General features: G+C 43.6%; 20 protein-coding genes. 16 read left to right on the forward strand and 4 right to left on the reverse strand.

Annotated elements, in window-relative coordinates; all coding sequences use genetic code 11:
* Nucleotides 1–263: 263 nt before the first annotated feature.
* Nucleotides 264–539: a late competence development ComFB family protein gene (locus UB32_RS06905; protein WP_044392321.1), complete on the reverse strand. Its 276-nt coding sequence runs from the start codon at nt 537–539 to the stop codon at nt 264–266.
* A gap of 162 nt (nt 540–701) precedes the next feature.
* Here UB32_RS06905 and UB32_RS06910 point away from each other — a divergent pair, with 162 nt between their 5' ends.
* From UB32_RS06910 to UB32_RS06970, 13 genes are all read left to right on the forward strand, one after another.
* The gene (locus UB32_RS06910) at nt 702–1,217 is read left to right on the forward strand and encodes a type 1 glutamine amidotransferase domain-containing protein (protein WP_044392323.1); all 516 of its coding nucleotides are present in this window, start codon (nt 702–704) and stop codon (nt 1,215–1,217) included.
* 162 nt (nt 1,218–1,379) lie between these two features.
* On the forward strand, nt 1,380–2,135 hold the full coding sequence (gene map, locus UB32_RS06915) for a type I methionyl aminopeptidase (RefSeq protein WP_044392325.1): 756 nt from the start codon (nt 1,380–1,382) through the stop codon (nt 2,133–2,135).
* 85 nt (nt 2,136–2,220) lie between these two features.
* Entirely contained in the window at nt 2,221–3,072 is an 852-nt protein-coding gene (locus tag UB32_RS06920; RefSeq protein WP_044392327.1) for a MurR/RpiR family transcriptional regulator, read from the forward strand.
* Nucleotides 3,073–3,170: 98 nt separating this feature from the next.
* Nucleotides 3,171–4,067 (forward strand): phosphogluconate dehydrogenase (NAD(+)-dependent, decarboxylating), encoded by an 897-nt coding sequence (gene gnd, locus UB32_RS06925; RefSeq protein WP_044392328.1) that lies wholly within the window; start codon nt 3,171–3,173, stop codon nt 4,065–4,067.
* 134 nt (nt 4,068–4,201) lie between these two features.
* Nucleotides 4,202–5,209 carry an ABC transporter substrate-binding protein gene (locus UB32_RS06930; RefSeq protein ID WP_044392329.1) on the forward strand — a complete coding sequence of 336 codons (1,008 nt, stop codon included), beginning with the start codon at nt 4,202–4,204 and terminating at the stop codon, nt 5,207–5,209.
* Complete coding sequence (locus tag UB32_RS06935; protein WP_044392331.1) at nt 5,206–7,320, forward strand: ATP-binding protein; 2,115 nt, start codon at nt 5,206–5,208, stop codon at nt 7,318–7,320. The genes UB32_RS06930 and UB32_RS06935 overlap by 4 nt, the downstream gene beginning before the upstream one ends.
* A gap of 22 nt (nt 7,321–7,342) precedes the next feature.
* Entirely contained in the window at nt 7,343–8,668 is a 1,326-nt protein-coding gene (locus UB32_RS06940) for a sigma-54-dependent transcriptional regulator (RefSeq protein WP_044392333.1), read from the forward strand.
* 239 nt (nt 8,669–8,907) lie between these two features.
* The gene (locus tag UB32_RS06945; RefSeq protein WP_044392334.1) at nt 8,908–9,885 is read left to right on the forward strand and encodes a nuclease-related domain-containing protein; all 978 of its coding nucleotides are present in this window, start codon (nt 8,908–8,910) and stop codon (nt 9,883–9,885) included.
* Nucleotides 9,886–10,153: 268 nt separating this feature from the next.
* Nucleotides 10,154–10,357 carry a twin-arginine translocase TatA/TatE family subunit gene (locus UB32_RS06950; protein WP_044392335.1) on the forward strand — a complete coding sequence of 68 codons (204 nt, stop codon included), beginning with the start codon at nt 10,154–10,156 and terminating at the stop codon, nt 10,355–10,357.
* 17 nt (nt 10,358–10,374) lie between these two features.
* On the forward strand, nt 10,375–11,271 hold the full coding sequence (locus tag UB32_RS06955; RefSeq protein ID WP_044392336.1) for a 4Fe-4S dicluster domain-containing protein: 897 nt from the start codon (nt 10,375–10,377) through the stop codon (nt 11,269–11,271).
* Nucleotides 11,272–11,284: 13 nt separating this feature from the next.
* A complete protein-coding gene (gene nrfD, locus UB32_RS06960; RefSeq protein ID WP_084221750.1) occupies nt 11,285–12,583 on the forward strand; it encodes an NrfD/PsrC family molybdoenzyme membrane anchor subunit in 1,299 nt (432 codons plus the stop codon).
* Nucleotides 12,576–15,674 (forward strand): molybdopterin-dependent oxidoreductase, encoded by a 3,099-nt coding sequence (locus tag UB32_RS06965; RefSeq protein ID WP_044392337.1) that lies wholly within the window; start codon nt 12,576–12,578, stop codon nt 15,672–15,674. The genes nrfD and UB32_RS06965 overlap by 8 nt, the downstream gene beginning before the upstream one ends.
* 53 nt (nt 15,675–15,727) lie before the next feature.
* Nucleotides 15,728–16,309, forward strand: a complete 582-nt coding sequence (locus UB32_RS06970) for a molecular chaperone TorD family protein (RefSeq protein ID WP_044392338.1) — start codon at nt 15,728–15,730, stop codon at nt 16,307–16,309.
* A gap of 200 nt (nt 16,310–16,509) precedes the next feature.
* On the opposite strand, the gene UB32_RS06975 is transcribed toward UB32_RS06970, so the two are convergent.
* Together UB32_RS06975 and UB32_RS06980 are read right to left on the reverse strand one after the other, a co-directional pair.
* Nucleotides 16,510–16,815, reverse strand: a complete 306-nt coding sequence (locus UB32_RS06975) for a hypothetical protein (RefSeq protein WP_044392339.1) — start codon at nt 16,813–16,815, stop codon at nt 16,510–16,512.
* Nucleotides 16,816–16,935: 120 nt separating this feature from the next.
* On the reverse strand, nt 16,936–17,160 hold the full coding sequence (locus tag UB32_RS06980; protein WP_044392352.1) for a DUF1128 domain-containing protein: 225 nt from the start codon (nt 17,158–17,160) through the stop codon (nt 16,936–16,938).
* A 235-nt stretch (nt 17,161–17,395) separates the two neighbouring features.
* Between UB32_RS06980 and UB32_RS06985 the strand changes: the two genes are divergently transcribed.
* Complete coding sequence (locus UB32_RS06985; protein ID WP_044392353.1) at nt 17,396–17,737, forward strand: hypothetical protein; 342 nt, start codon at nt 17,396–17,398, stop codon at nt 17,735–17,737.
* Nucleotides 17,738–17,803: 66 nt separating this feature from the next.
* Entirely contained in the window at nt 17,804–18,619 is an 816-nt protein-coding gene (locus UB32_RS06990; protein WP_044392355.1) for a YihY/virulence factor BrkB family protein, read from the forward strand.
* A gap of 53 nt (nt 18,620–18,672) precedes the next feature.
* Here UB32_RS06990 and UB32_RS06995 read toward each other — a convergent pair whose 3' ends face one another.
* Entirely contained in the window at nt 18,673–20,592 is a 1,920-nt protein-coding gene (locus UB32_RS06995) for a heavy metal translocating P-type ATPase (RefSeq protein ID WP_044392356.1), read from the reverse strand.
* Between the two features lie 190 nt (nt 20,593–20,782).
* On the opposite strand from UB32_RS06995, the gene UB32_RS07000 reads away from it, so the two are divergent.
* Nucleotides 20,783–21,721 (forward strand): DMT family transporter, encoded by a 939-nt coding sequence (locus UB32_RS07000; protein WP_044392358.1) that lies wholly within the window; start codon nt 20,783–20,785, stop codon nt 21,719–21,721.
* Nucleotides 21,722–21,817: the final 96 nt, after the last annotated feature.

A 21,817-nucleotide genomic window follows, 5' to 3' on the forward strand; every position in this document is an offset into this window, starting at 1 on the left:
ACAGGTTTGTGGGTGTAGAGCGGAAAGTTGTCAAGAAAGCTCCGTTATTTTGACAGGTTCTATGTTCTTACCAAAAAAACCAGTCCTGTGAGGGTTTGGGGTGAAATAATTTATTTGGATGGTGATAGGCGCGCTTGCTATCGGAAAGTTTTGAGCGAAGTGAGGGGAGGCTCACCTGTCGCCCCGCGGAAAGCGAGTTTCTGGTGGAAATCGATTATCAGCCAAACCCAAAAAAGGACCGGGCGCAGTTTGCCCGGTTTTTCTTAATGCTTCGGGTATTTTCCGACTAGATGGATGGCACTGATAATCCGTTTATTGATCCATGCTCTGTTGTCTTGGGTGTTAAGCTGTTCAAATACCATTTTGCGGCCGTCTTCTGTCGTGACATAGTGACTTGGAAGAGTGTTCAGGCTGATGGCGATTATATCATTCCGGCACTTTTGACAATTGCAAAATGTCTGGTAATCCGGGCTCATCATTAACACATTGACAAGAGTGGAAACCACTTCTTCCATCACATTGATATAGCCATTTTTCATGATGCTCTCTCTCCCTAATGCTGTCTTAAACAAATTATAGCTCAAATCTGTAGAAATTAAATCATTTTTCAGCTTTTTATTAAGAGGGCTTTCGATGTTTTGGCGGTGGCAAACAGGGGAAAATAGAATAGTGGAGAATTTTTTTAAAGGAGTGTTGAATTTATGGGAAAGAAAATCGCCTGTTTGATAACCGATCTATTTGAAGATGTTGAATACCTTGAGCCTTCCCGTGCGTTTACGGAGGCAGGACATGAAGTGGTTACGATTGAAAAAGAAAAAGGAAAGACAGTAAAAGGCAAGCAAGGAAAAGCAGAGGTTAAAATTGAGCAGGGCATTGACGAGGTAAAACCGGAAGATTTTGATGCATTATTCATCCCAGGCGGCTTTTCTCCCGATCAGCTGCGCGAGGATGATCGGTTCGTCCAATTTGCCAAATCCTTTATGAAGGAGAAAAAGCCAGTATTTGCGATTTGTCATGGTCCGCAATTGTTATTGACAGCCAAAACACTTGAAGGCCGAGGAGCAACTGGCTACAAGTCGATACGCGTCGACATGGAATATGCGGGAGCGAAATACATGGACAAGGAAGTCGTCGTCTGCTGCAACCAACTGGTGACAAGCAGGGAACCGAAGGATATCCCCGCGTTCAATCGCGAGGCACTAAAAGTGTTGCAATAAATTTTTAGGTGAAACCTTTTTGCTTCGGCAGAAGGGTTTTTTTTTGGAGCAAAAATTCTCGCTAAAAAATACTAAAAGGATCCAGGTGATAAACTAGTTCATTTTGCGAAATTTTACGTATAAGATAAGATAGAGGATGAATTAAATCAGGGAGATGACAGAATGATTGTTTTGAAATCGGCTCGAGAGATAGAAAATATGAAGGAAGCTGGAAAATTACTTGCTGCTGTGCATAAGCAGTTGCACAAAATCATCAAGCCTGGGGTTACAACATGGGAAATAGATGAATTTGTAGAGAATTATTTGAAAAAGCATGGGGCGACACCTGAGCAAAAAGGCTATCGGAATTATCAATATGCCACTTGTGCCAGCGTGAACGATGAGGTTTGCCACGGATTTCCACGGAAAGAAGCATTGAAAGAGGGGGACATTGTGACGATTGACATGGTTGTCAACCTGAATGGTGCCTTGGCCGATTCTGCCTGGAGCTATGCGGTAGGGAACATCAGCGAGCGGTCGCAAAAACTGCTGGATGTGACAAAAGAGGCTTTATACCGCGGGATCGCTGCTTCTTTACCGGGTAATCGGATTGGCGATATTGGGCATGCAATCCAGTCTTATGTAGAGGGGGAAGGGCTTTCGGTTGTGCGTGAGTTTATCGGACATGGAATCGGCTCGGTGATTCATGAAAAGCCTGATATTCCTCATTTTGGCCTGCCGGGAAAAGGGCTGCGGCTAAAGGAAGGCATGGTGTTCACGATTGAACCAATGGTCAATATCGGGGAGTGGAAAACGAAGATGGATAACAATGGATGGACAGCAAGAACCATTGACGGCAAACTATCTGCCCAGTTTGAACATACCATCGCCATCACGAAAGATGGCCCGATTATTTTGACCGATCAGAATGAAAAATAGCATTTGTTTTTTCCTAAGCATGAAAAAAATTTTCAGCTTTCGTATATATATTTGAAAATTTTCTGGTACAAAAGGGGGCGATAAAATGAACAAGGAAGGGAATGTCATCGTTAAAATAAAAGCAATCTACCCATCGCTTTCTGTAAAGGAGAAGGTTGTCGCCGATTATATCTTACAGAACACCGTAGAAATCATTCACCTTTCCATCACCGAGTTTGCGGAGTATGCTTCTGTTGCCGAAGCTACTATTTTCCGCTTTTGCAAACGGCTTGGATTCAGGGGCTATCAAGCCTTCAAAATAGCTCTTGCCAGCGAATTGGTGGAACCAATTAAAAATATCCATGAAGAAATAATGGAACAAGATGACGTCGGAACCCTGGCGGAAAAGGTGTTTGCCGGACATATGGAGGCGATGAAAGAAACGCTGAATCTATTGGATGCCAAAGTTCTTGAGAGGATTGTCGAGATTCTATCCCAGGCTTCAAGAATTGATTTTTTCGGATCAGGCGGCTCATCAGCGATTGCAATGGATGCCTACCATAAGTTCCTCCGAACAGGCATCCATTGCAATGCCCATAGTGACGGACATCAGCAAATTATTTCTGCTGCGCTGCTTGGACCCGGACAAGCAGCAATTGGCATTTCGCATAGCGGCAGCAATAAAGATGTCACAGAAGCATTAAAAGTAGCAAAAGCTAACGGAGCAGCGACGATCGCCATCACCGGCCATTACAAGTCACCATTATCGAAGCAAGCGGATCATGTTCTCTACACTACTTCACGCGAAACGCTTTTCCGGTCTGAGGCACTGGCTTCTAGACTTGTCCAGTTAAGCCTGATGGACGTGCTTCACGTGGCAGTTTCCGTACGGAGGCAGGAACAAACCTTGGAGAATCTCCAAAAAATCAGAGAAGCGATTTCCACGAAAAGATATTAGTGGATGAAAATTATTTTCTTTTATTTTATATACATATGAAAAAATATTTGATATTATAATGGCGTTCGATTCTTTTTGCAGAAAAGGAGTGCATCAAAGTGAAACTAGGAATGATCGGCCTTGGAAAAATGGGCTATAATTTGGTATTGAATCTGATGGAAAACGGCCATGAGGTAGTGGCGAATGATATAAATGAAGAGGCAATGCAGAAAATCAAGGGAGAAGGCGCCGAGATTGCAGCGGACTATCAGGCAATGGTGGACATGCTGCCAAAACCGTGCGTGATTTGGCTGATGATTCCTGCTGGCGATTTGATTGACCAGGTAATCGAGAAGTTTACCCCGATTCTCGAGGAAGGCGATATCCTAATTGATGGCGGAAATTCCAACTATAAGGATACGATAAGGCGTGCAGAAAAGCTGTCTGCTGCCCGCATCCACTATATGGACGTGGGCACAAGCGGCGGGATGGAAGGCGCCCGCGATGGTGCCTGCACAATGATCGGTGGCGACTCAGAGGTTTTCGCCCATGTTGAGGCAGTCTTCAAGGATATCTCCATCGAAAAAGGCTATCTTTACACTGGGAAGGTTGGTAGCGGCCACTTCCTAAAGATGGTGCACAATGGTATTGAATACGGAATGATGCAGGCAATCGCCGAGGGCTTCGAAATCCTCGAGAAGAGCCCGTTCGATTACGACTACCAAGAAGTGTCCCGCGTTTGGAACCACGGCTCCGTCATCCGCAGCTGGCTGATGGAACTGATGGAGAATGCTTTCTCTAAAGAGCCTAAGCTAGAGAACATCAAGGGCGTTATGCATTCATCTGGCGAAGGAAAATGGACGGTGGAGACAGCACTTGATCTGCAAACTGCAGCTCCAGTCATTGCGCTGTCCCTGATGATGCGCTATCGGTCACTTGAAGACGATACGTTCACAGGCAAGGTTGTTGCCGCATTAAGAAACGAATTCGGCGGCCACGCTGTTGAAAAGAATTAAAAAAAGAAACCAGGTCCTTCTCTAATCGAGAGGGACCTGATTTTATGTTCATAAAATTATCCTTTTTTACAAGATGGCTACGTTGGTTTTTCCGTTATAGTGGTAGTAAATAGCGGAAAATGGGGGCAATGAAGGTGAAAACAAAATGGTATTTCTTTTTCCTGACGACGGTTGCCGTTTCGGCTATTCTCTACGCTTTTCCTGGATTCAAAGCCGATGAGCCAGCGGAAATTGGGGTCCTGATGATTGGGGAAAACCGGCTTGAAAAGTTCACTGGCTTAGAAAACGGGCTGAAAGATCTCGGTTACAGCAACAAGGAGATTCATTTTACAGTAAAAAATGCGCGAGATGATGAGGAGCTGCTCGACAAGCAAATCGAGGATCTTCTTCAAACGGCTCCTGATTTAATTGTTACGCTTGGAGCCATCGAATCTCAGCGTTTAAAGGCAGAGCTGGATAAGAAAAAAATCACAATCCCGGTTGTTTTTGCCGGTCTTGCTGCCCCGAAGGAACTTGGCCTGATCAAGGATTACAAGTCACCTGGCGGGATGTTTACCGGAATCAATAATTATCATGCAAGTATCTCTGGAAAGAGATTGGAAATGCTGACATCACTCGTTCCAAATATTAAAAAGGTGCACGTCATTTATGACAGCAAAATAGATGTCAGCAAAATAAGCCTTAAAGAAACAAGAATTGCTGCCAATGCGCTTGGTGTTGAAATAGCTCCATGCGATGCAAGCTCGAAGGAATGTCTGGATAGATTGTGGAAAACCGGCAAGGAGGGAGAGGCGATTCTCATTCTGCCCAGTTTCAGAATTGAATCGCTGACAGAAGACATTGTCAAGCTCACCGAGGAGAAAAAAATTCCCGCAATGGGGTTATATGATTTCGAGGTAGAAAAGGGGCTTTTGGCAAGCTATGGTTCCAGCTTTCATTCACAAGGCTACCAGGCCGCAAGATTTGTCAGCTTGATTCTTCAGGGGAACAAGCCAGGAGAACTTCCGGTAGAACTGCCAGATGGCATTCGTTTCGTCGTCAACCAGCAGACGAAGGACGCACTTGGCATCCGTTATAATGAAGATTTGCTGAAGTTAGCGGAGCTTGTCCATCCTGATGCGCAAGGAGGCCGAAATCCATGAAAGCGATGATCGATTTTATGCAGTCACAGCCGATTCGGAACAAGGTTCTAGTGTTTGGGGTGGCAATGTCGACGATTCCGCTGCTGCTCATCAGCATATTCTATTATTCTTTTGTAAAGGCAGATCTAGAAACGCGGATCATGGAAAAACAGCATCTTGTGCTCGAGAATTTGTCCCGTGAAATTGAGGTGGAATTCAGCCAGACATTCCAACGGATTCAGGTCCTTGCATCCCTCCATTTATTAGCTGAAAAACAAACTGCTTTATATGAGCTTTTGCAGCAAAATGAATCGGTCGAAGAGGTCGTAATCGCGGATGACAAAGGCCTTGTTGAAAAGCGAGTTTCCCGATTTGACCTAAATATCACGGGGAGCAAGGAACAATGGTTCACAGATGATATGTGGTTCCAGCTGCAGACACGCGAAAAGGTATATGGCCAGGTTGCGTTTAATCAGTATGGCCAGCCGGTCATGAAACTGGCGATTCCCTTTTATGAAAATGACACAAAAAAAGCAGTCGGCGTTGTAGTCCAGCTTCAAAAAATCATCGGAAAAATATCGTCCATGCGCCAGGATCATTCATCCTATATCTATTTGGTTGATGATAAGGACCGGGTGATCGCCCATCAGGATTACAGCAGAATTTGGCAAAAGCAGCCTTCTACAGGCGAAGATGTGATTGGCGTAACAGCCAAAATTAATGAATTAAATTGGACTCTCGTGATGGAGCAGCCAAAAATGACCGCATTCGCACCAATCAATCGGATGTTGCAGAGCGGCATAGGGGCAGTCGCCCTTTTGATTCTAACCGTCAGCCTGATCAGCGTATGGGCTGGTCTATATTTTACAAGGCCGATCGTCTCCATTGACAGAGAAATGAACAATTTGAAGCAGGGTCGTAAAATCAGTCCTGTGAAAATGAGGCGCACGGATGAACTGGGGAAACTGGCAGATTCCTTTAACGATATGAGCAAGGAACTGTTGGAAAAATCAAGATTGCTTGAACAGGAAAAGGAACGGCTCGATGTCGTAGTGAACGGGATTGGCGCAGGATTGGCGCTTGTGACAAAAGAGTACCAGATCACCTGGATGAATCCGATTTTAACAGGTTGGTTAAAGGAGGATCGGCTGTCGTTGCCTTGTTATGCGGTAATTGGCGGGGAAAGTACGCCTTGCCAGAATTGTCCGATTACCTGTCCAGACATGGATAAAATCGCCGATGAAGTGATGAAGTTCAAGGATGGCGCAAATGGCGAGCGGCTTTTCAGACATAGGGTGTTTCCGCTGAACCATGCGATTGAGAAAGAAGGTGAGTTCCTCGTCGTCCTCGAGGATATTACCGAACAAAAACAAATGGAAGAAACGATGATCCAGACAGATAAACTGAGTGCGCTTGGCATCATGGCGTCGAGCTTCGCACATGAAGTTAACAATCCGCTGGCGACCATTAATGTGTATGCGGAGGATTTGATTGATCGAATCCAGGCTGGCGACGAAGATCTCGATCAGGATGAGATGGAGCACTATCTTCGTAAAATCAAGGAGAATACCGAGCGTTGCAAACGAATCACCGGGAACTTACTTAATTTTTCCCGTAAAAATGACTGGATGGAAGACCATATTCGTGTCAGGGAAATCATTGAGAACAGCATTAGCCTTGTCGAGCACCAGCTGAAGAAGCAGCGGGTCCAACTTGAACTCCAGATCGCTGATACGTTACCAGTGATAAGGGGAGACGGACTTAAACTTATGCAGGTCATCGTCAATCTAATCAATAACGCGGTCGATGCGCTGGAAAACGAAGGAAGGCTGGTCATTTCAGCAACAACGACAGTTGACGGAACCGTATCCATCAAAGTGATCGACAGCGGCCATGGAATCCCAGCCGAAGCGATGGATAAATTGTTCGATCCATTCTTTACAACGAAGCCGATCGGCAAAGGAACCGGACTTGGACTATCCGTCTGCTATGGCATTATCCAGCAATTCGGCGGGACAATTACGATAGACAGCAAACCGGAAGAAGGAACAACAGTGGAAATCCAGCTGCCCGCAGAGCGGATGCAAAGCGAAGAATTGGCGATGGGAAATCAGGCTAGAAACCCAGCATGAGGAATGATGGAGGTGGCTATTAATGTCAGCAACAAGGCTGTTAGTCGTGGATGATGAACAGGATTTGCTGGAGCTTTTGGTGAGGCGGCTAAAGCGGAAGGGATTTGACGTGGATAGCGCAGGTACGGCAGAGGATGCTCTTGAGCTTGTGAAAAAGAATGAATACGACATCGGCGTTTATGATATTCGACTTCCTCAAATGGATGGCATCGAGCTGTTAAAAGAAACGAAGAAAATTCAGTCCGATATTGAGGTGCTGATCCTGACCGGGCATGGAACCATCGATACCGCGATTGAAGCAATGAAGATGGGCGCTTTCGATTATATCACTAAGCCTTATAATCTATCAGAACTGGAATTGACGATCGGCAAGGCTGCGGAAAATAAGGTGCTCAAAGAGAAAAATGCTTCGATGAAAAAGATCATCGCTCAGCATAATGAATTCCACATCATCGGGGAGAGTGCCAATTTTAAAGAAGTGATAGAAATGACGCATCGGATTGCTGACAGTAATGTGCCTGTATTGATTGAGGGCGAGAGCGGTACCGGGAAGGAGCTGTTCGCTAAGGCTCTCCATTACTGGAGCATGCGAGCCGATGAACCATTCGTGCCGGTGAACTCTGGTGCGTTACCTGAACATCTGCTGGAAAGCGAATTGTTCGGGCACGCCCGGGGTGCCTTTACTGGAGCGAGCCAAGATAAAAAAGGTCTGGTTGAAGCCGCGAAAGGCGGGACACTGTTTTTGGATGAACTTGGGGAAATGCCATTGGCGCTTCAGGTAAAATTGCTGCGGTTTATGGAGACAGGTGAGTTCCGCCGCGTCGGCGATGTACGCGAGCATCATGTGACCGTCCGCGTTGTTGCCGCAACGAATCGGGACATGGAAAAAGAAGTCGCTGAAGGTCGTTTCCGCGAAGATTTGTATTATCGGTTAAATGTCGTCAAGCTGACGATTCCGCCGCTGCGTGAACGGAAGGGCGATTTGCCTGCACTGATTGAGTACTTTATCGCGAGGACAAAAGACCCGTCAAAGCAGTTGTCGGCAGAAGCGTTTGCCGCGCTGGAGCAGTATGGTTTTCCAGGAAATGTCCGCGAGCTCAGCCATTTGATCGAACGCGGCGTGCTCTTATCAAAGGGCAGCCGCATCGAAGCGGATGATTTGCTTTTGCCGAAACAGCATGCAGTCGTTCCCGCTTCCAAGCTTTGCTCACTTGAAGAAGTCGAAAAAATTCACATCGAAAATGCCTTGAAACAAATGAACTGGAACAAAACCAAAGCTGCAGAAGTGCTCGGCATCAGCGTACGGAATCTCTACCGGAAAATTGACCAATATGGGTTGAAAGAATAGTTTTTATGAAGGCGGCGAACTGGAAAAAAACTCGCTGAATTTCCAGTTCGCCAATAAATTTTGATTATCGCCAATAAATAGAGTGAAATCGCCAATAAAAAATGATTATCGCCAATAAAATGAAATTATCGCCAATAAACTTGTGAACTCCGCCAATAAAAATGTTCACAAATTAATTAGAAGGTAATTTAAGCATTTATATCGAATAATAAGAGCATTACAAACAAGGAGTGAAGCTTTTGATAGCGAAAAATCGATCCATTCCAAAAGAAGTGAGAATTTATCAGGCAATTGTAAGTCGATTACCGATCAATCATCCGCGTAAAGCAGAATTGGAGAGCAGGTTAGCGAGAAAACGAGCTGGATACAAAGGTGAGAAAGAATTAGATTACCATATCTCACAAATCGACCACTCAAAATTAACAATTTTGCATGATTTAAGGATCCCCTTCAACGATACACACTTTCAAATTGACTCCTTATTAATCTCAAACTCATTGATCATACCAATTGATTCAAAATATTATGCAGGAACGCTGGAGTTTTATCCAGAATTCAATCAAATGATCCAATATTTAAACGGAAATGAAAAGGTATACCCCGATCCCGTTCTCCAGACGAAAATACAAGCGCGTCAACTGAAAGCATTTCTAATCAGTCATCAATATTCACCGCCTCCGATCGAACCGTTCGTTGCGATCACCCATTCACAAGCCATCATCAAAAATCCAACCCAAAACAAAGAAGTTAGCCAAAGAGTATTCAAGTCCCCCGGTATCTTCTATAAAATCAACCCTTACCTTGTAAAATATCAAAATGAGATAATATCAGACCAAGAAACTAAGAAAATAGTGAAGTTTTTACTCAAAAAAAATAAACCATATATCCCGGATCTAAAAGCGTTGAATCTCCCTTATGATGACTTGCAGAAAGGAGTGGAGTGTCCAGCCTGTAATACATTTGGCATGGAAAGATTTCATAGCCTGTGGGGGTGTAAAAGATGCGGCCACATTTCAAAAGATGCCCATATTGCTGCTTTAAAAGATTATTTTCTCATTAATGGACAGTCGATTAATAACGGACAATTTAGGGATTTTCTTGGAATATCCTCCATTCACCAGTCGAGAAGAATGCTGTCCAGATTGGACTTGAACAGATCAGGGGAGAAGAAAGGAAGAGTCTATACCCCAGGTAAAACTTTTCCGTTATGGGATTAGGCATCCTATTTCACCTGCCAAAAATGCAGTACCATGCCAAAATGTCACATGTCGAAAATGCAGTACCATGCCAAAATGTCAGATAACCAGCGGCTGAGGGCGGACAAAAAATCCGTTCTCAGCCGCTTTTTCGCGTTCACAAAAGTGTCACCTTTCCCCTAAGCCCTACTCCCGCAAGGAAGCACAGCGGTCAACACCACGTTTTAAAAAAGTTGGCACGCAGCTTGCATTATAAATAAGCAAGAAAACTAGAAAAGGAAGTGGCGACATGCTATCGAATATTGGCATTCCAGGTTTGGTTTTAATCCTCACTTTGGCTTTGATCATCTTTGGACCGAAAAAGCTGCCTGAAATCGGCAGGGCCTTCGGACAGACGCTGAAGGAATTCAAGAAATCGACAAGAGAGCTGACTGAGGATATATCAGAAGAAATAAAAGAAGTAAAAAACATCTCTAAAGAAAACAGCAAATAAAGAAAGGATTGATCCTAATGGGTTTGTTTTCAAAAGTTGCCCCTTCTATTAAAGAGTTTGGAGATATGGTGAATAACATTCTTCCAGATGGTGAGAAGGAACTTGAACAATCACCTTATGATACAAAGCTTGGTTTAGATATGGCAAGGGATGCAAGAAAAGTGATAGCGGGAAAGATAAAAATTGAGGATTTCCATAAAGTGTACTCTGCTTCATTAATAAGTGAGTTTGGAGACCACTTTGTTTCTGGACCAGAAGTAAGCAAAGACAAAAAGTATACCGGTCCGAAATGGGGCATGGTTATTGACCTTAAAAAATGCATTGGTTGTGATACTTGTACCGTCTCATGCAAAGCTGAGAATCGTACACCGCCTGGTATGTCATATAACGTAGTCCTTGAAACAGAGCTTGGGAGTTACCCGAATATTTCCGTGATGAATCTTCCCCGTCCATGTATGCAATGTGACAAGCCGGCATGTGTACAGGTTTGTCCGACAAGGGCATCCTTCAAAATGGAAAACGGGATTGTTGCAATCGATAATGATCGTTGTATTGGCTGCCGGTATTGTATGGTTGCTTGTCCATATGGAGCAAGATCATATGATTTTGGAAACGGTTATGAAGAAGAAATGACTGGATATGATGAAATAACTTCTCCAGAATATGGAATGGATCGAGGCAAACGGAAAAAAGGAAAAGTTCCGGAGGGTACCGTAAGAAAATGTAATTTTTGCTTTCATCGACTTGAACGTGGAGAAGAGCCAGCTTGCGTAGAAACTTGTATTGGAGATGCTCGTTTTTTCGGAGATTTTAATGATCCAAACAGTGTTGTTTCTAAACTGGCTGCAAGCCCAAGGGCCTTTAGGTTAAAAGAAGAACTAGGAACTCAGCCTCGGGTTGTTTACTTACGATAAAGGAGTGAGATACATGGACACTAAAGCACAACTTAATCAGCCGATATACGATGTTGGTATAAAGAAAAGGATGAACACACTAGAAAAAATGTGGTGGTTGATCCTGTCAGCCGTTTTCATTCTGGGCGTTTATTCAATAATTGACGGATTTCTTCTTCAGGGAATGTCCTCTACGAATCTATCGAACACTGTTCCCTGGGGCGGATGGGTTGCCTTTTATATATATTTTATTGGAATGAGCGCAGGGTCGTTCCTGTTGTCTACTTTGGTATACGGCTTTGGGATGGAACAATATGAAAAAATTGGACGTTCAGCTCTATTGTCGGCAATTGTGAGCATGATTACTGCTTTAACTTTTATTTTCCTGGATCTTGGCCGTCCTGATCATGTTTTCAATTCAGTCATTTACTGGAATGTGACGAGCACAATGTCATGGGAAATTCATTTTTATATTGTTTATTTAATTCTATTGGTTACTGAATTGTACTTGACTATGAGAGGTGACCTTATCAAACTTTCAAAAACATCCCAAGGAGTTAAGAGTAAAATCTACCAGATACTTGTCTTTAACAAAAAAGAAATGACTGATATAGATAAGGGGAAAGACCGCAAGCTGCTAAAAATCCTTGGTATTATAGGGATACCATTGGCAATTTTCGGTGTCCATGGTGGGACCGGTTCAATATTTGCTGTCTTAAAAGCAAGACCTTTCCTGAACTCTGGGTTGTTTCCGATTATTTTTATTCTTTCAGCACTCGTTTCAGGAACTGCACTCGCTATCGCAATTTATGTTATTAAAAACAAAGTGCAGAAGAAGCCGATTGATGTGACAATGGTAAAAGCCCTTGGAGGAATGCTTGCGTTATTCCTAGTAATTGAGCTAGGGCTGGAATGGTATGAATTTCTCATAGGGTCTTATGGCTTACAACACGAGGAACTCGCTACGATGAAATTGATGACAACAAGTGCCTGGTCATGGAGTTTCTGGCTATTCCAGATGGGTCTGGCGATGGTGTTTCCATTAACCATTCTTTTTGTCAAGAAAACGAGGCAATCGGTCAACTGGATCCTTGCAGCAGCAATCATGACGATCGTTGGGGTTGTTGGCGTACGTTTCAATATGGTAGTGCCAAGCCTGATTGTCCCGCAGCTTGAAGGATTGCCGCAAGGAAACTATTACCCTAACTTGTCTGAATGGATCACCACAATCGGCCTGCTAGCGATGTGCCTCCTTATTTATACTATTGGCGAAAAACTATTGCCAATTGAAGAAGATGAAACTAGTGAAAACGGAGTGAGCCAGCATGAGTAAAGAAATGAATCGGAGAGGATTTCTCAAAGCACTTGGTACTTTTGGGGCCGTCGCGCTTGTCGGTCCGGCATTTGTCGGCCCGGTTAAACAGGTCCTTGGCGGAGTGTGGACAGAAGACGAAGTACACGGCGTAGGAACCTTTTATCAGGATTATACAGCAGAAAATGTTATTTTTACCTCCTGCCAGCAATGTAATGCAACATGTACGATAAAAGCTTATATCATGCCTGGGAGCCAGAATGGTCCTTACTCATCACTTGTACGAAAAATTGCAGGAAACCAGTACAGTCCGCTCAATATGGTTCCATACGGCCATATCAACTATGACACTCCAGTAGCGCAAGCTGTTAAAGGCACAGGAGATGTAGCCAAGACTGGTCGAGGTTTCCGGGGAGCGAGGACTTGTCTTAAAGGGCAGGCTGGCATTCAGACTGCATACGACACATTCCGTGTACAGAAGCCTCTAAAGAGGGTTGGAGAACGAGGAAGTGGAGTCTGGAAAACGATTACCTGGGATCAGGCATATAAAGAAATTTTGGAAGGAAGCGCAGATCTTAAAACTCCTGGACTTAAGACTATCTGGTCTTACGTTCCTGAATCTGTTGTGATGGAAGATTGGACAAAAATAGAAAGTGGCGAAATGAAGCAGGAGGAATTCGACCAAAAATACAAAGATGTACTGATTGATACAAAACACCCGGATTTAGGACCGAAGGCAAATCAAATTGCAGTCATGGCTGGCCACCGGCGTGAGTTCATTGAACGTCTGGCGGGTGGAAGTCTTGGAACAGCGAACTATTACGATCACGGTGGCTATTGCGGTATAACAAGTGTAATGGGCAATGTACGTTCACATGATAGCGAAAAACAAAAAAAGAGAATGATTCCTGATTATGAAAATGCTGAAATGGTCATTGTCTGGGGAACGAACCCTATGACTGCAAATCGTGGACCAACTACTTTTGCGCCAATGATTACGAACGCGCTTGAGCGTGGAATGAAAATGGTAGTCATTGATCCTCGTTTTAGTAAAACCGCCGAGAAAGCACATCAGTGGATTCCAGTAAAACCTGGTGGGGATGGAGCTCTTGCAATGGCTATGTGTCGCTGGATTATCGAGAATAATCGCTATGATGAATTGTACTTGCAAAATCCCAATAAAGATTCTGCAGAAACAGATGGAGAAACAACATGGAGTGATGCATCTTATCTAGTTAATGCCAGTGATAAGAAACGACCTTTTCTAAGAGCAAAGGACTTGGGACTTGGTGCGGAGGAATTTGTCGTTTTGGAAAATGGGATACCAGTAGCACATACAAAGGCTAGCCATGGAAAACTTGAAGTAAATACTGTTATTAATGGGATTAAAGTAAAATCCGTGTTTACTTTATTTAAAGAAAAAGCAATGGAAAAAACTATGCAAAACTATTCGAAAATGTGCGATGTCCCAGTCGACCAGATCAATCAACTTGCAAGAGAATTTACCTCACACGGCAAAAAGGTTGGCATTCATTCTTATCGTGGTCCTGCTATGCACGCCAATGGATATTACAGTGTGCGTGCGATCAATATGCTGAATCACCTAGTAGGAAACCATGACTGGAAGGGTGGCGATACATCTTTAAGTGCCAAGTTCAAAGCAACAGAAGGTCGCTATGATCTCGCTACTGTCCCAAATGCAAACAAAGCTTGGGGAATCCCGGTAACACGCCATAAGGTTCCGTATGAGAAGACTTCTTTATTCAAGAAAGATGGTTATCCGGCGAAACGTCCTTGGTACCCGCTTGGAAACAAACTGATCCAGGATGTTCTGCCCAGTTCAGCAGAAGGGTATCCATATAAGATACGTGCCCTGATCATTAATCGGACATCTCCTGTAATAGCAGGTCCTCGATCCGAAATGCAGGAAAAATTCATTAAAGACCCTAAAGTGGTAGAACTGGTTGTTTCCTCTGATATTGTCATCGGTGAAACGACAAAGTTTGCAGATTATGTTTTGCCAGATTTAGCATACCTAGAAAGCTGGAACGCGGAGGATATCTTCCCAATCATAAAGTATAAGTTTGCAGGGGTCATTCAGCCAGTAACTCGCATTGTTCCTGAGGCAAGGCCTACAGAACAAGTTTATATCGATCTTTTAAAAGCTATGGGTCTTCCGGGGGTAGGGGAAAAAGCTCTGGTAGATGGATCATCAATCCACACTCCTGAGGATTATTACTTGAAACGGATCGCAAATATAGCTTTCGATGGCAAGAAGCCGGTTAAGGATGCAAATGCAGAAGAAATGAAGATTTTTGAAAAAGCAAGGAAAAATGCATTAGGAAAATATTTTGATGTCAACAAGCTGAAAAACACAGTGAAACCAGAAGAATGGTCAAAAGTAATATATGTGCTGAACCGAGGTGGCCGTTTTGAGCCACAGGGGGATGAATATAGAGGAAACCAGCTCAAATACCAATGGAATAATCTTGTCCATTTCTATGATGAAAAAGCAGCTGGATTCAAGAGTGCATATACCGGAAAGTTCTTTGAAGGAGTCCCATTTGCAGAGGAGATCCGTACGTATAATGGGGAAGTTTACAAACCGAATAAACCGCTTCAATTTATTAACTGGAAGTCTCGGAACATGGCAACTCATCGGACTGAAAGTAATGCTTGGCTTAGGGAGATCCGTTCCGAAAATTTCCTTTGGGTTAACCCAATAGATGCTTCAAAAAGAGACATTAAAACTGGAGATGAAGTATTTATCTCCTCAAATAGTACAAAGGTTAGGGCAGCAGTCCTGGTAACGGAGGGGATTAAGCCGGGTGTCGTAGGGGCAAACTTTAGCTTTGGTCAGAGTGCATACGGTTCATCTGAAATAAAAATTGACGGTAAGAAAACCGAACCAGTTAAAGCATACGGTCATTTGCCCTTTGAAATTAACAAACCAGGACAGGAAGAGACAGGGTATGCAAAAGAAAGAGGAAGAGGCTTTTCGGTCAACGCATTAGCTGATAAAGACAATAGTTACTTCGAAGGATTTCTTGCAGATCTGCTTGCAGGCGGCCCGGCACAGCAGGACGTTTTTGTCGATATTGATAAAGCTTAATAACCTTGGGGCGGAAGCCAATAAATTTCTGTAAAATAAAGGTGGAGACAATAATGGAAGAACGATATGGAAAGCTGGCGATTGCCAATATCATGACAAGCATCTGGTTAGGAGACTGGGATACTTATGAAGCATTCATGAACGAAATCCCTGAAGGAATGCGGAAGGAGCTCTCCTTTCATTCGCTGTATAATCGGGATGAAGTGCAGCTCTGGTATGACAATCACTTTTTCATACCGGGAGATCACTTTGTCTCTCCTTACTTTTCATCTTATACAAAGAAATCCGAAGATGAAGAAGTCCGCAGGCACGAGCTGTTGTGCTTGATCGGCCTTTATGAAAAAACGGCTTTTTTCTTCCCGCTTGAGCAGGATCGGCTGCCGGATCACTTCGGCAATATGACTGCGTTCATGAGCTCGATTTTACAAGGGGAAATCAAGGCAGAGCAAGAAGGTGAGCAGGATTCTCTAAAGCAGCTGGAAGAAATCGAAGCAGAGATGCTGAACCGATACATCAAGCCAGTCCTGAAGCCATTGCTCGACAACGCAGCAACAAAAATTACGCTTCCTTTCTTTAAGGAGTTCCTCAGCTTTTATGCCGAAGTGATGAGGGAAGACTGGATGGAGGCAGCTTAAAAACGAAGAAGCGGTCTTCCAAATAGGAGGACCGCTTTCTTATTACTTATTTTGTTTGAATAAATCGATGAATGCCAGATAAAATTCTATCCCCTGATAAAATAGGAAGCTGAATGCTGTCAGGGAAAAGAATCCAATCATTACATATCGAAACCACATGTCCATTCCTCCTTGATTGTTTATTTTGATTATCAAGGAGATTAACGCAAATAACTCGATTGGAAAAAGACTGCCTTTAAGAATGAAAATTGACGTTCATTCCTTATTACACGGCGGTTTATTAAGGTGTAAAGGATTGTGGAGATAAGAAGGATGGGTCCATTCAAGCTGAATAGTGTTTTTTTATCATCCAAATCGGGACTTGGGAATTCTTCATGCCCTTGCTCCATTGAAAGAATAACTTTTGATTTGACGTCAACTGTAACGTTTTTTTGGGCTGGAAGGGTTCCGTGGGCAAATAATATCAGGATAAACAAGCTGAGCGCGAACACGGTTAGTTTTTTCACGGTTCCTCACTCCCCTTGGAAAGTATTAACACTATTTTATAACAATATATCCATAGTGGAAACAAAAAAGATTTTGACATAAAAAAACAGGCACTGTTTCACAGCTAGTGCCTGCTTGCTTTACCGCTTTCTTAAGTTTCCTAACTCTTCGGCGATTGCCTGCATTTCATTCGGGCTGAAAGTGTTTTTTCGCATGATCATGTCATAGATTTCCTTCAGTTCTTCATACATCTCGCCGTCAAAATGTGTCGATTTGATTGCGCCGAGATTCATGACATTCAATTTTTCCTTGATCTTTTCAATCATGTAATCCACGTTTTCAGAGGAATTTTTAGTTAAGTCCACTCCATTCATCCTTTCAAAGGTTGTACAACTATCTTTCCACGTCCGTCAAAAAAAGTCAACGATATTAGTACAAGGAGAACATCTTCAGAGTGCGAAGCGGATTGGAGTTTTTGAGAATTATTAAAAATTTTTTCTGTTTGCTTGCATGAAGTGATCGCTATCGTGGAAAATGTTAGGTAGGTAGCAGGCAAGGACGGTCTGCAAAATGATAAGCACGATCTTAAGGAGGAGAAAAATGGGCAGTTCAAAAAGGTTTTGGATGGGGATATTTTTAGGCGCAATTGCCGGGGGTGCAGTAAGTCTTTTGGAAAAATCGACACGTCAGGCAGTAAAAGCAGATTTCAGCAAAGTATCGAGTGAAGTGAATTATGTTGTGAAGCACCCGAATGAATTCATCGACAACATGAAGGAAACAGCGAATAAGGTGCGTACAACGGTGGAACAAGTAACAGAAGATATTGCGTTTATCACGGAAAAAGTGGAAGAAATCAAGGATGTGCCGCCTCAGATTAGCGAATTGGTGAAAGAAACAAAAGAGTCACTGAGGAAAATTGCCGCATCAGCAGATTCAAAATAGCATATAGATGGACAAGGATGATGCTGTTTAGCAGCTGAAGCAGGAAGAAAATAAGAGGTGTGATCTATGATTGATATTTCATTTTTTAGGCATATGTGGCACAGGATACAGGAGGACGATGTTCCAGCACTTGCTGCCCAGCTTGCCTATTTTTTCTTGCTTTCCTTGTTCCCGCTTTTGATCTTTCTAGTTACTTTGGTTCCATATTTGCCAATCTCCGAAATGGATATTCTTGGTTTTTTTGATGATTATGCTCCTGGCGAATCGATGGACTTAATCAAAAAAAGCCTGGAGGATATCATGAAAAAAGACGGAAAGCTATTATCTTTCGGCTTGCTTGCGACCATTTGGTCTGCTTCGAATGGCATCAATGCGATTGTAATGGCCTTTAACCGAGCATATCGAGTCGAGGAAACAAGGTCCTTTTTCGTCAGCCGGTTAATGTCGATTTTTTTGACATTCGGAATGATCTTTGTTTTTCTTGTCGCCTTGATTTTGCCTGTATTTGGAAAAGAGATCGGCAGTTGGCTGTTTGCAAATTTTGGATTGAAGGAAGAGTTCATTTACGTCTGGAACATGCTTCGCTGGCTGATTAGTATCTTGATCCTTTTTATTGTTTTTCTCGGGTTGTACTGGATCGCACCGAATAAAAAGTTAACTTGCGTAAGCGGATTGCCAGGATCTATTTTTGCAACCGGAGGCTGGGTACTCGCCTCGCTCGGATTTTCCTTCTATGTCAGCAACTTCACTTCCTACACCGCAATGTACGGCAGTATCGGTGCTATCATCGTACTGATGATCTGGCTCTATTTGTCAGCATACATCATCATCATAGGCGGGGAAATCAATGCCTATTTTAGTGAAAAGAAAAAAGGCTGCTGAACTTGCCAATCAAAAAACTCCCGCAGGATCAGAAATCCGAGCGGGAGTTAACTTTATTTCAATAGTCTCAAACTGTTTAATATGACAAGGATCGTGCTTCCTTCGTGCCCGATGACTCCGTAAGGCAGATCGATGAACTGCAGGAAGTTCGAGGCGATCAGGGCCATGATCACTATAATGGAAAAGACAATATTTTGTTTGACAATTCGATTCATCCGACGAGAAAGATTGATGGCTTCGGCAATCTTAGGAAGGTCGTTTTTCATAAGAACGACGTCTGCTGTTTCGAGGGCGACGTCAGAGCCTTCTCCCATGGCGATCCCGACATTGGCAGTTGCGAGTGCCGGAGCATCATTGATGCCGTCGCCGACCATAGCGACCTGGCCGTATTTCTCTTTTAGCCTTTTTATTTCCTCCACTTTTGTTTCCGGGAGGCATTCCGCTACATAGGCATCGACATGGCTTTCAGCAGCAATAGCCTTTGCTGTGTTTTGGCTGTCTCCTGTCAGCATAACTGTGTAAATTCCTTTTGATTTTAACAGATCAATTGCCTGTTTCGTTTCCTCTCGAACTACATCCTTGAGGGCGATCAAGCCTGCAAGCTGGCCGTTCCGTTCGATAAAAACAATCGTCTTGCCTGAAGATGCAAGTTTTACTGCTGTTCCATCAGAAAAGGCTTCAGCAGCAGGTCTGCCGACAAAGTCTGCTTTCCCGATCTTCCAATCTTCGTCTTCAAAGCGAGCCTTTACCCCCCATCCAGAAACATCCTCAATGCCATCAGGATCCAAAAGCTCTCTGCCGAGTACTTCTTTCGCATATTTCACGATGGAATTTGCCAGTGGATGGTTGGAGTGACTCTCGATTGATGCGGCTTTTAATAAAATTTCCTCACGGTCCATCCCGTCCGCTACGATTACATCAGTCACTTCCGGCTTGCCCTTCGTCAGGGTCCCTGTTTTATCGAAGGCGATGACTTTCAAGTGGCTGAGATTTTCCAAGTGAACGCCACCTTTAAATAATATTCCATGCTTCGCCCCATTCGAAATTGCTGACAAGGTAGCCGGCATAATGGAAGCAACCAAAGCACATGGCGAGGCGACAACAAGCAGGATCATCGCCCTGTAAAACGTTTCTGTCCAGCTCCAGCCTAGCAGGAAGTGCGGAACAAACATCATCAAGAGCACAATGAGGAGCACTGCTTTTACATATCGGCCTTCAAATCGTTCAATGAATAGCTGCGATGGAGATTTTTCACTCTGTGCATTCTGGACAAGCTGGATGATCTTCTGAAATAGTGTTTCGTTGGTCGGTTTCGTGATTTCAACTGTCAACGAGCCTGTCAGGTTTACAGTGCCTGCGAATACATCATCCATAGCTTCCTTTGAGACAGGAATGGACTCCCCAGTGATCGCGGCTTGATCAATTGTCGTCTGACCCTTGGTGATTTTTCCGTCCGAGGGGACTCTTTCACCCGGTTTAATCAAAATCAAATCGCCGACCTTTAATTCCGAAACATGGACCTTCGTTTCGATCCCATTGGTGATTCTCAATGCTTCCTCTGGCTGCAGTTCCATCAGTGAGGAAATTTCCTTTTGGCTTTTATTCATCGTATACGTTTCGAGCGCTCCGCTCATCGCAAAGATGAAAATCAAAATCGCGCCTTCTGTCCAATATCCGATGATCGCCGAGCCGATCGCTGCTAAAATCATCAGCATTTCCACATTTAATTCTTTTTCCTCGATGGTTGCTTTGACGCCTTCCCTCGCTTTGGCGAAGCCCCCAATTACATAGGCCAGGATAAAAGCGATGACCGATGTTGTTTGGGAATCTCCTTTGCTAAGGATCCATCCTGCCGCAATCAGGACTCCGCTGATGCTGGCGGCAATCAGCTCTGCGTGAGGTTTCATTTTCCCAATTAAACTCTCTTTTGGAACACTGTTTTGTTTTGCAATTGCATTAGCACCCTGTGCCATCCTTTTCTCCTCCTTGATAATTCTAATTGATAGTAATAATCACAATCATTACCCTTAAAAAATACGAAAGCTGCCACCGGAAAGGTGACAGCATAAAAGCAAGAGCAAAAGTTACATATTCTATTCTTTGTTATGTTACCATCAATATATACTTTTTAAAAGAATTATGCTTTAGCTAAGGAGAAGATAAATGACAACTAAAGATTTTTTCACTCATCCGCTTGGCATTGTAGTGTCGGCAGTGGGGGCAACCTTCCTCTGGGGAAGTGCGTTCCCTTTCATCAAATTGAGCTATGCAAGTCTGGACATCAAGCCGGATGAAACGGGAGAGCAAATGCTGTTTGCGGGTTACCGTTTCCTGCTTGCGGGGCTTCTGATCCTGATTTTGTTCGTGTTGTTAAAAAGGAATATGAAATTCAGGACAGAGACAATCAAACCTCTCTTAAAAATAGGACTGTTCCAAACATTTCTTCAATATGTATTGTTCTACATTGGGCTTAGCTACTCAACGGGCATTCAAGGATCAATTATCGCCGGAACGACTTCCTTCTTTCAGATCCTGCTGGCCCACTTTCTGTATCCAGACGACAAGATGAATCGTCTAAAGGTCGCTGGTTTGATGATTGGGTTTACCGGGGTTATTTTTGCGAACTGGCCAAATGGTGATTATGAAATTCACTTTGGAATCGGCGAAATCCTGCTCATGGGCGCAATGCTTGCTGGTGCGTACGGCAATATCCTTGCAAAACAGGGAAGTGCCAAGATGGAAGTCATTTATTCGACCGCCTACCAGATGGTCCTCGGCTCTTTAGGTTTGATTGCGATCGGTGCTTTTACAGTTGGACTAGTTCCATTTGAGTTTACCTTAAAATCTGGGTTGATACTTATTTATTTGGCTTTCCTGTCTGCTGCGGGATTCATCTTATGGAACAATGTCATGAAATACAATCAGGTCGGAAAAGTGTCGCTGTACCTGTTCCTAGTGCCAGTATTCGGCGTCTTTTTATCATCGATGCTCCTTGGGGAAGCGCTCCATTATTTTGTCATTGCTGGATTAGTGTTGGTGGTTGCCGGCATCGTTCTCGTCAACCGGCCTGCGCGTAAAAAGAAAAGCCTCCCTGTCCAATAGGGGGGCTTTCTGATCTTATAATATCAGAATTTATATTTGGACTCTTTTTTGTAATTGCGGGAAAATCGAGGCGAGGAGCCAAATATTCTTAAACGA

Source organism: Mesobacillus subterraneus (genome assembly GCF_000934845.1).
Taxonomy (GTDB): Bacteria; Bacillota; Bacilli; order Bacillales; family Cytobacillaceae; genus Mesobacillus; species Mesobacillus stamsii.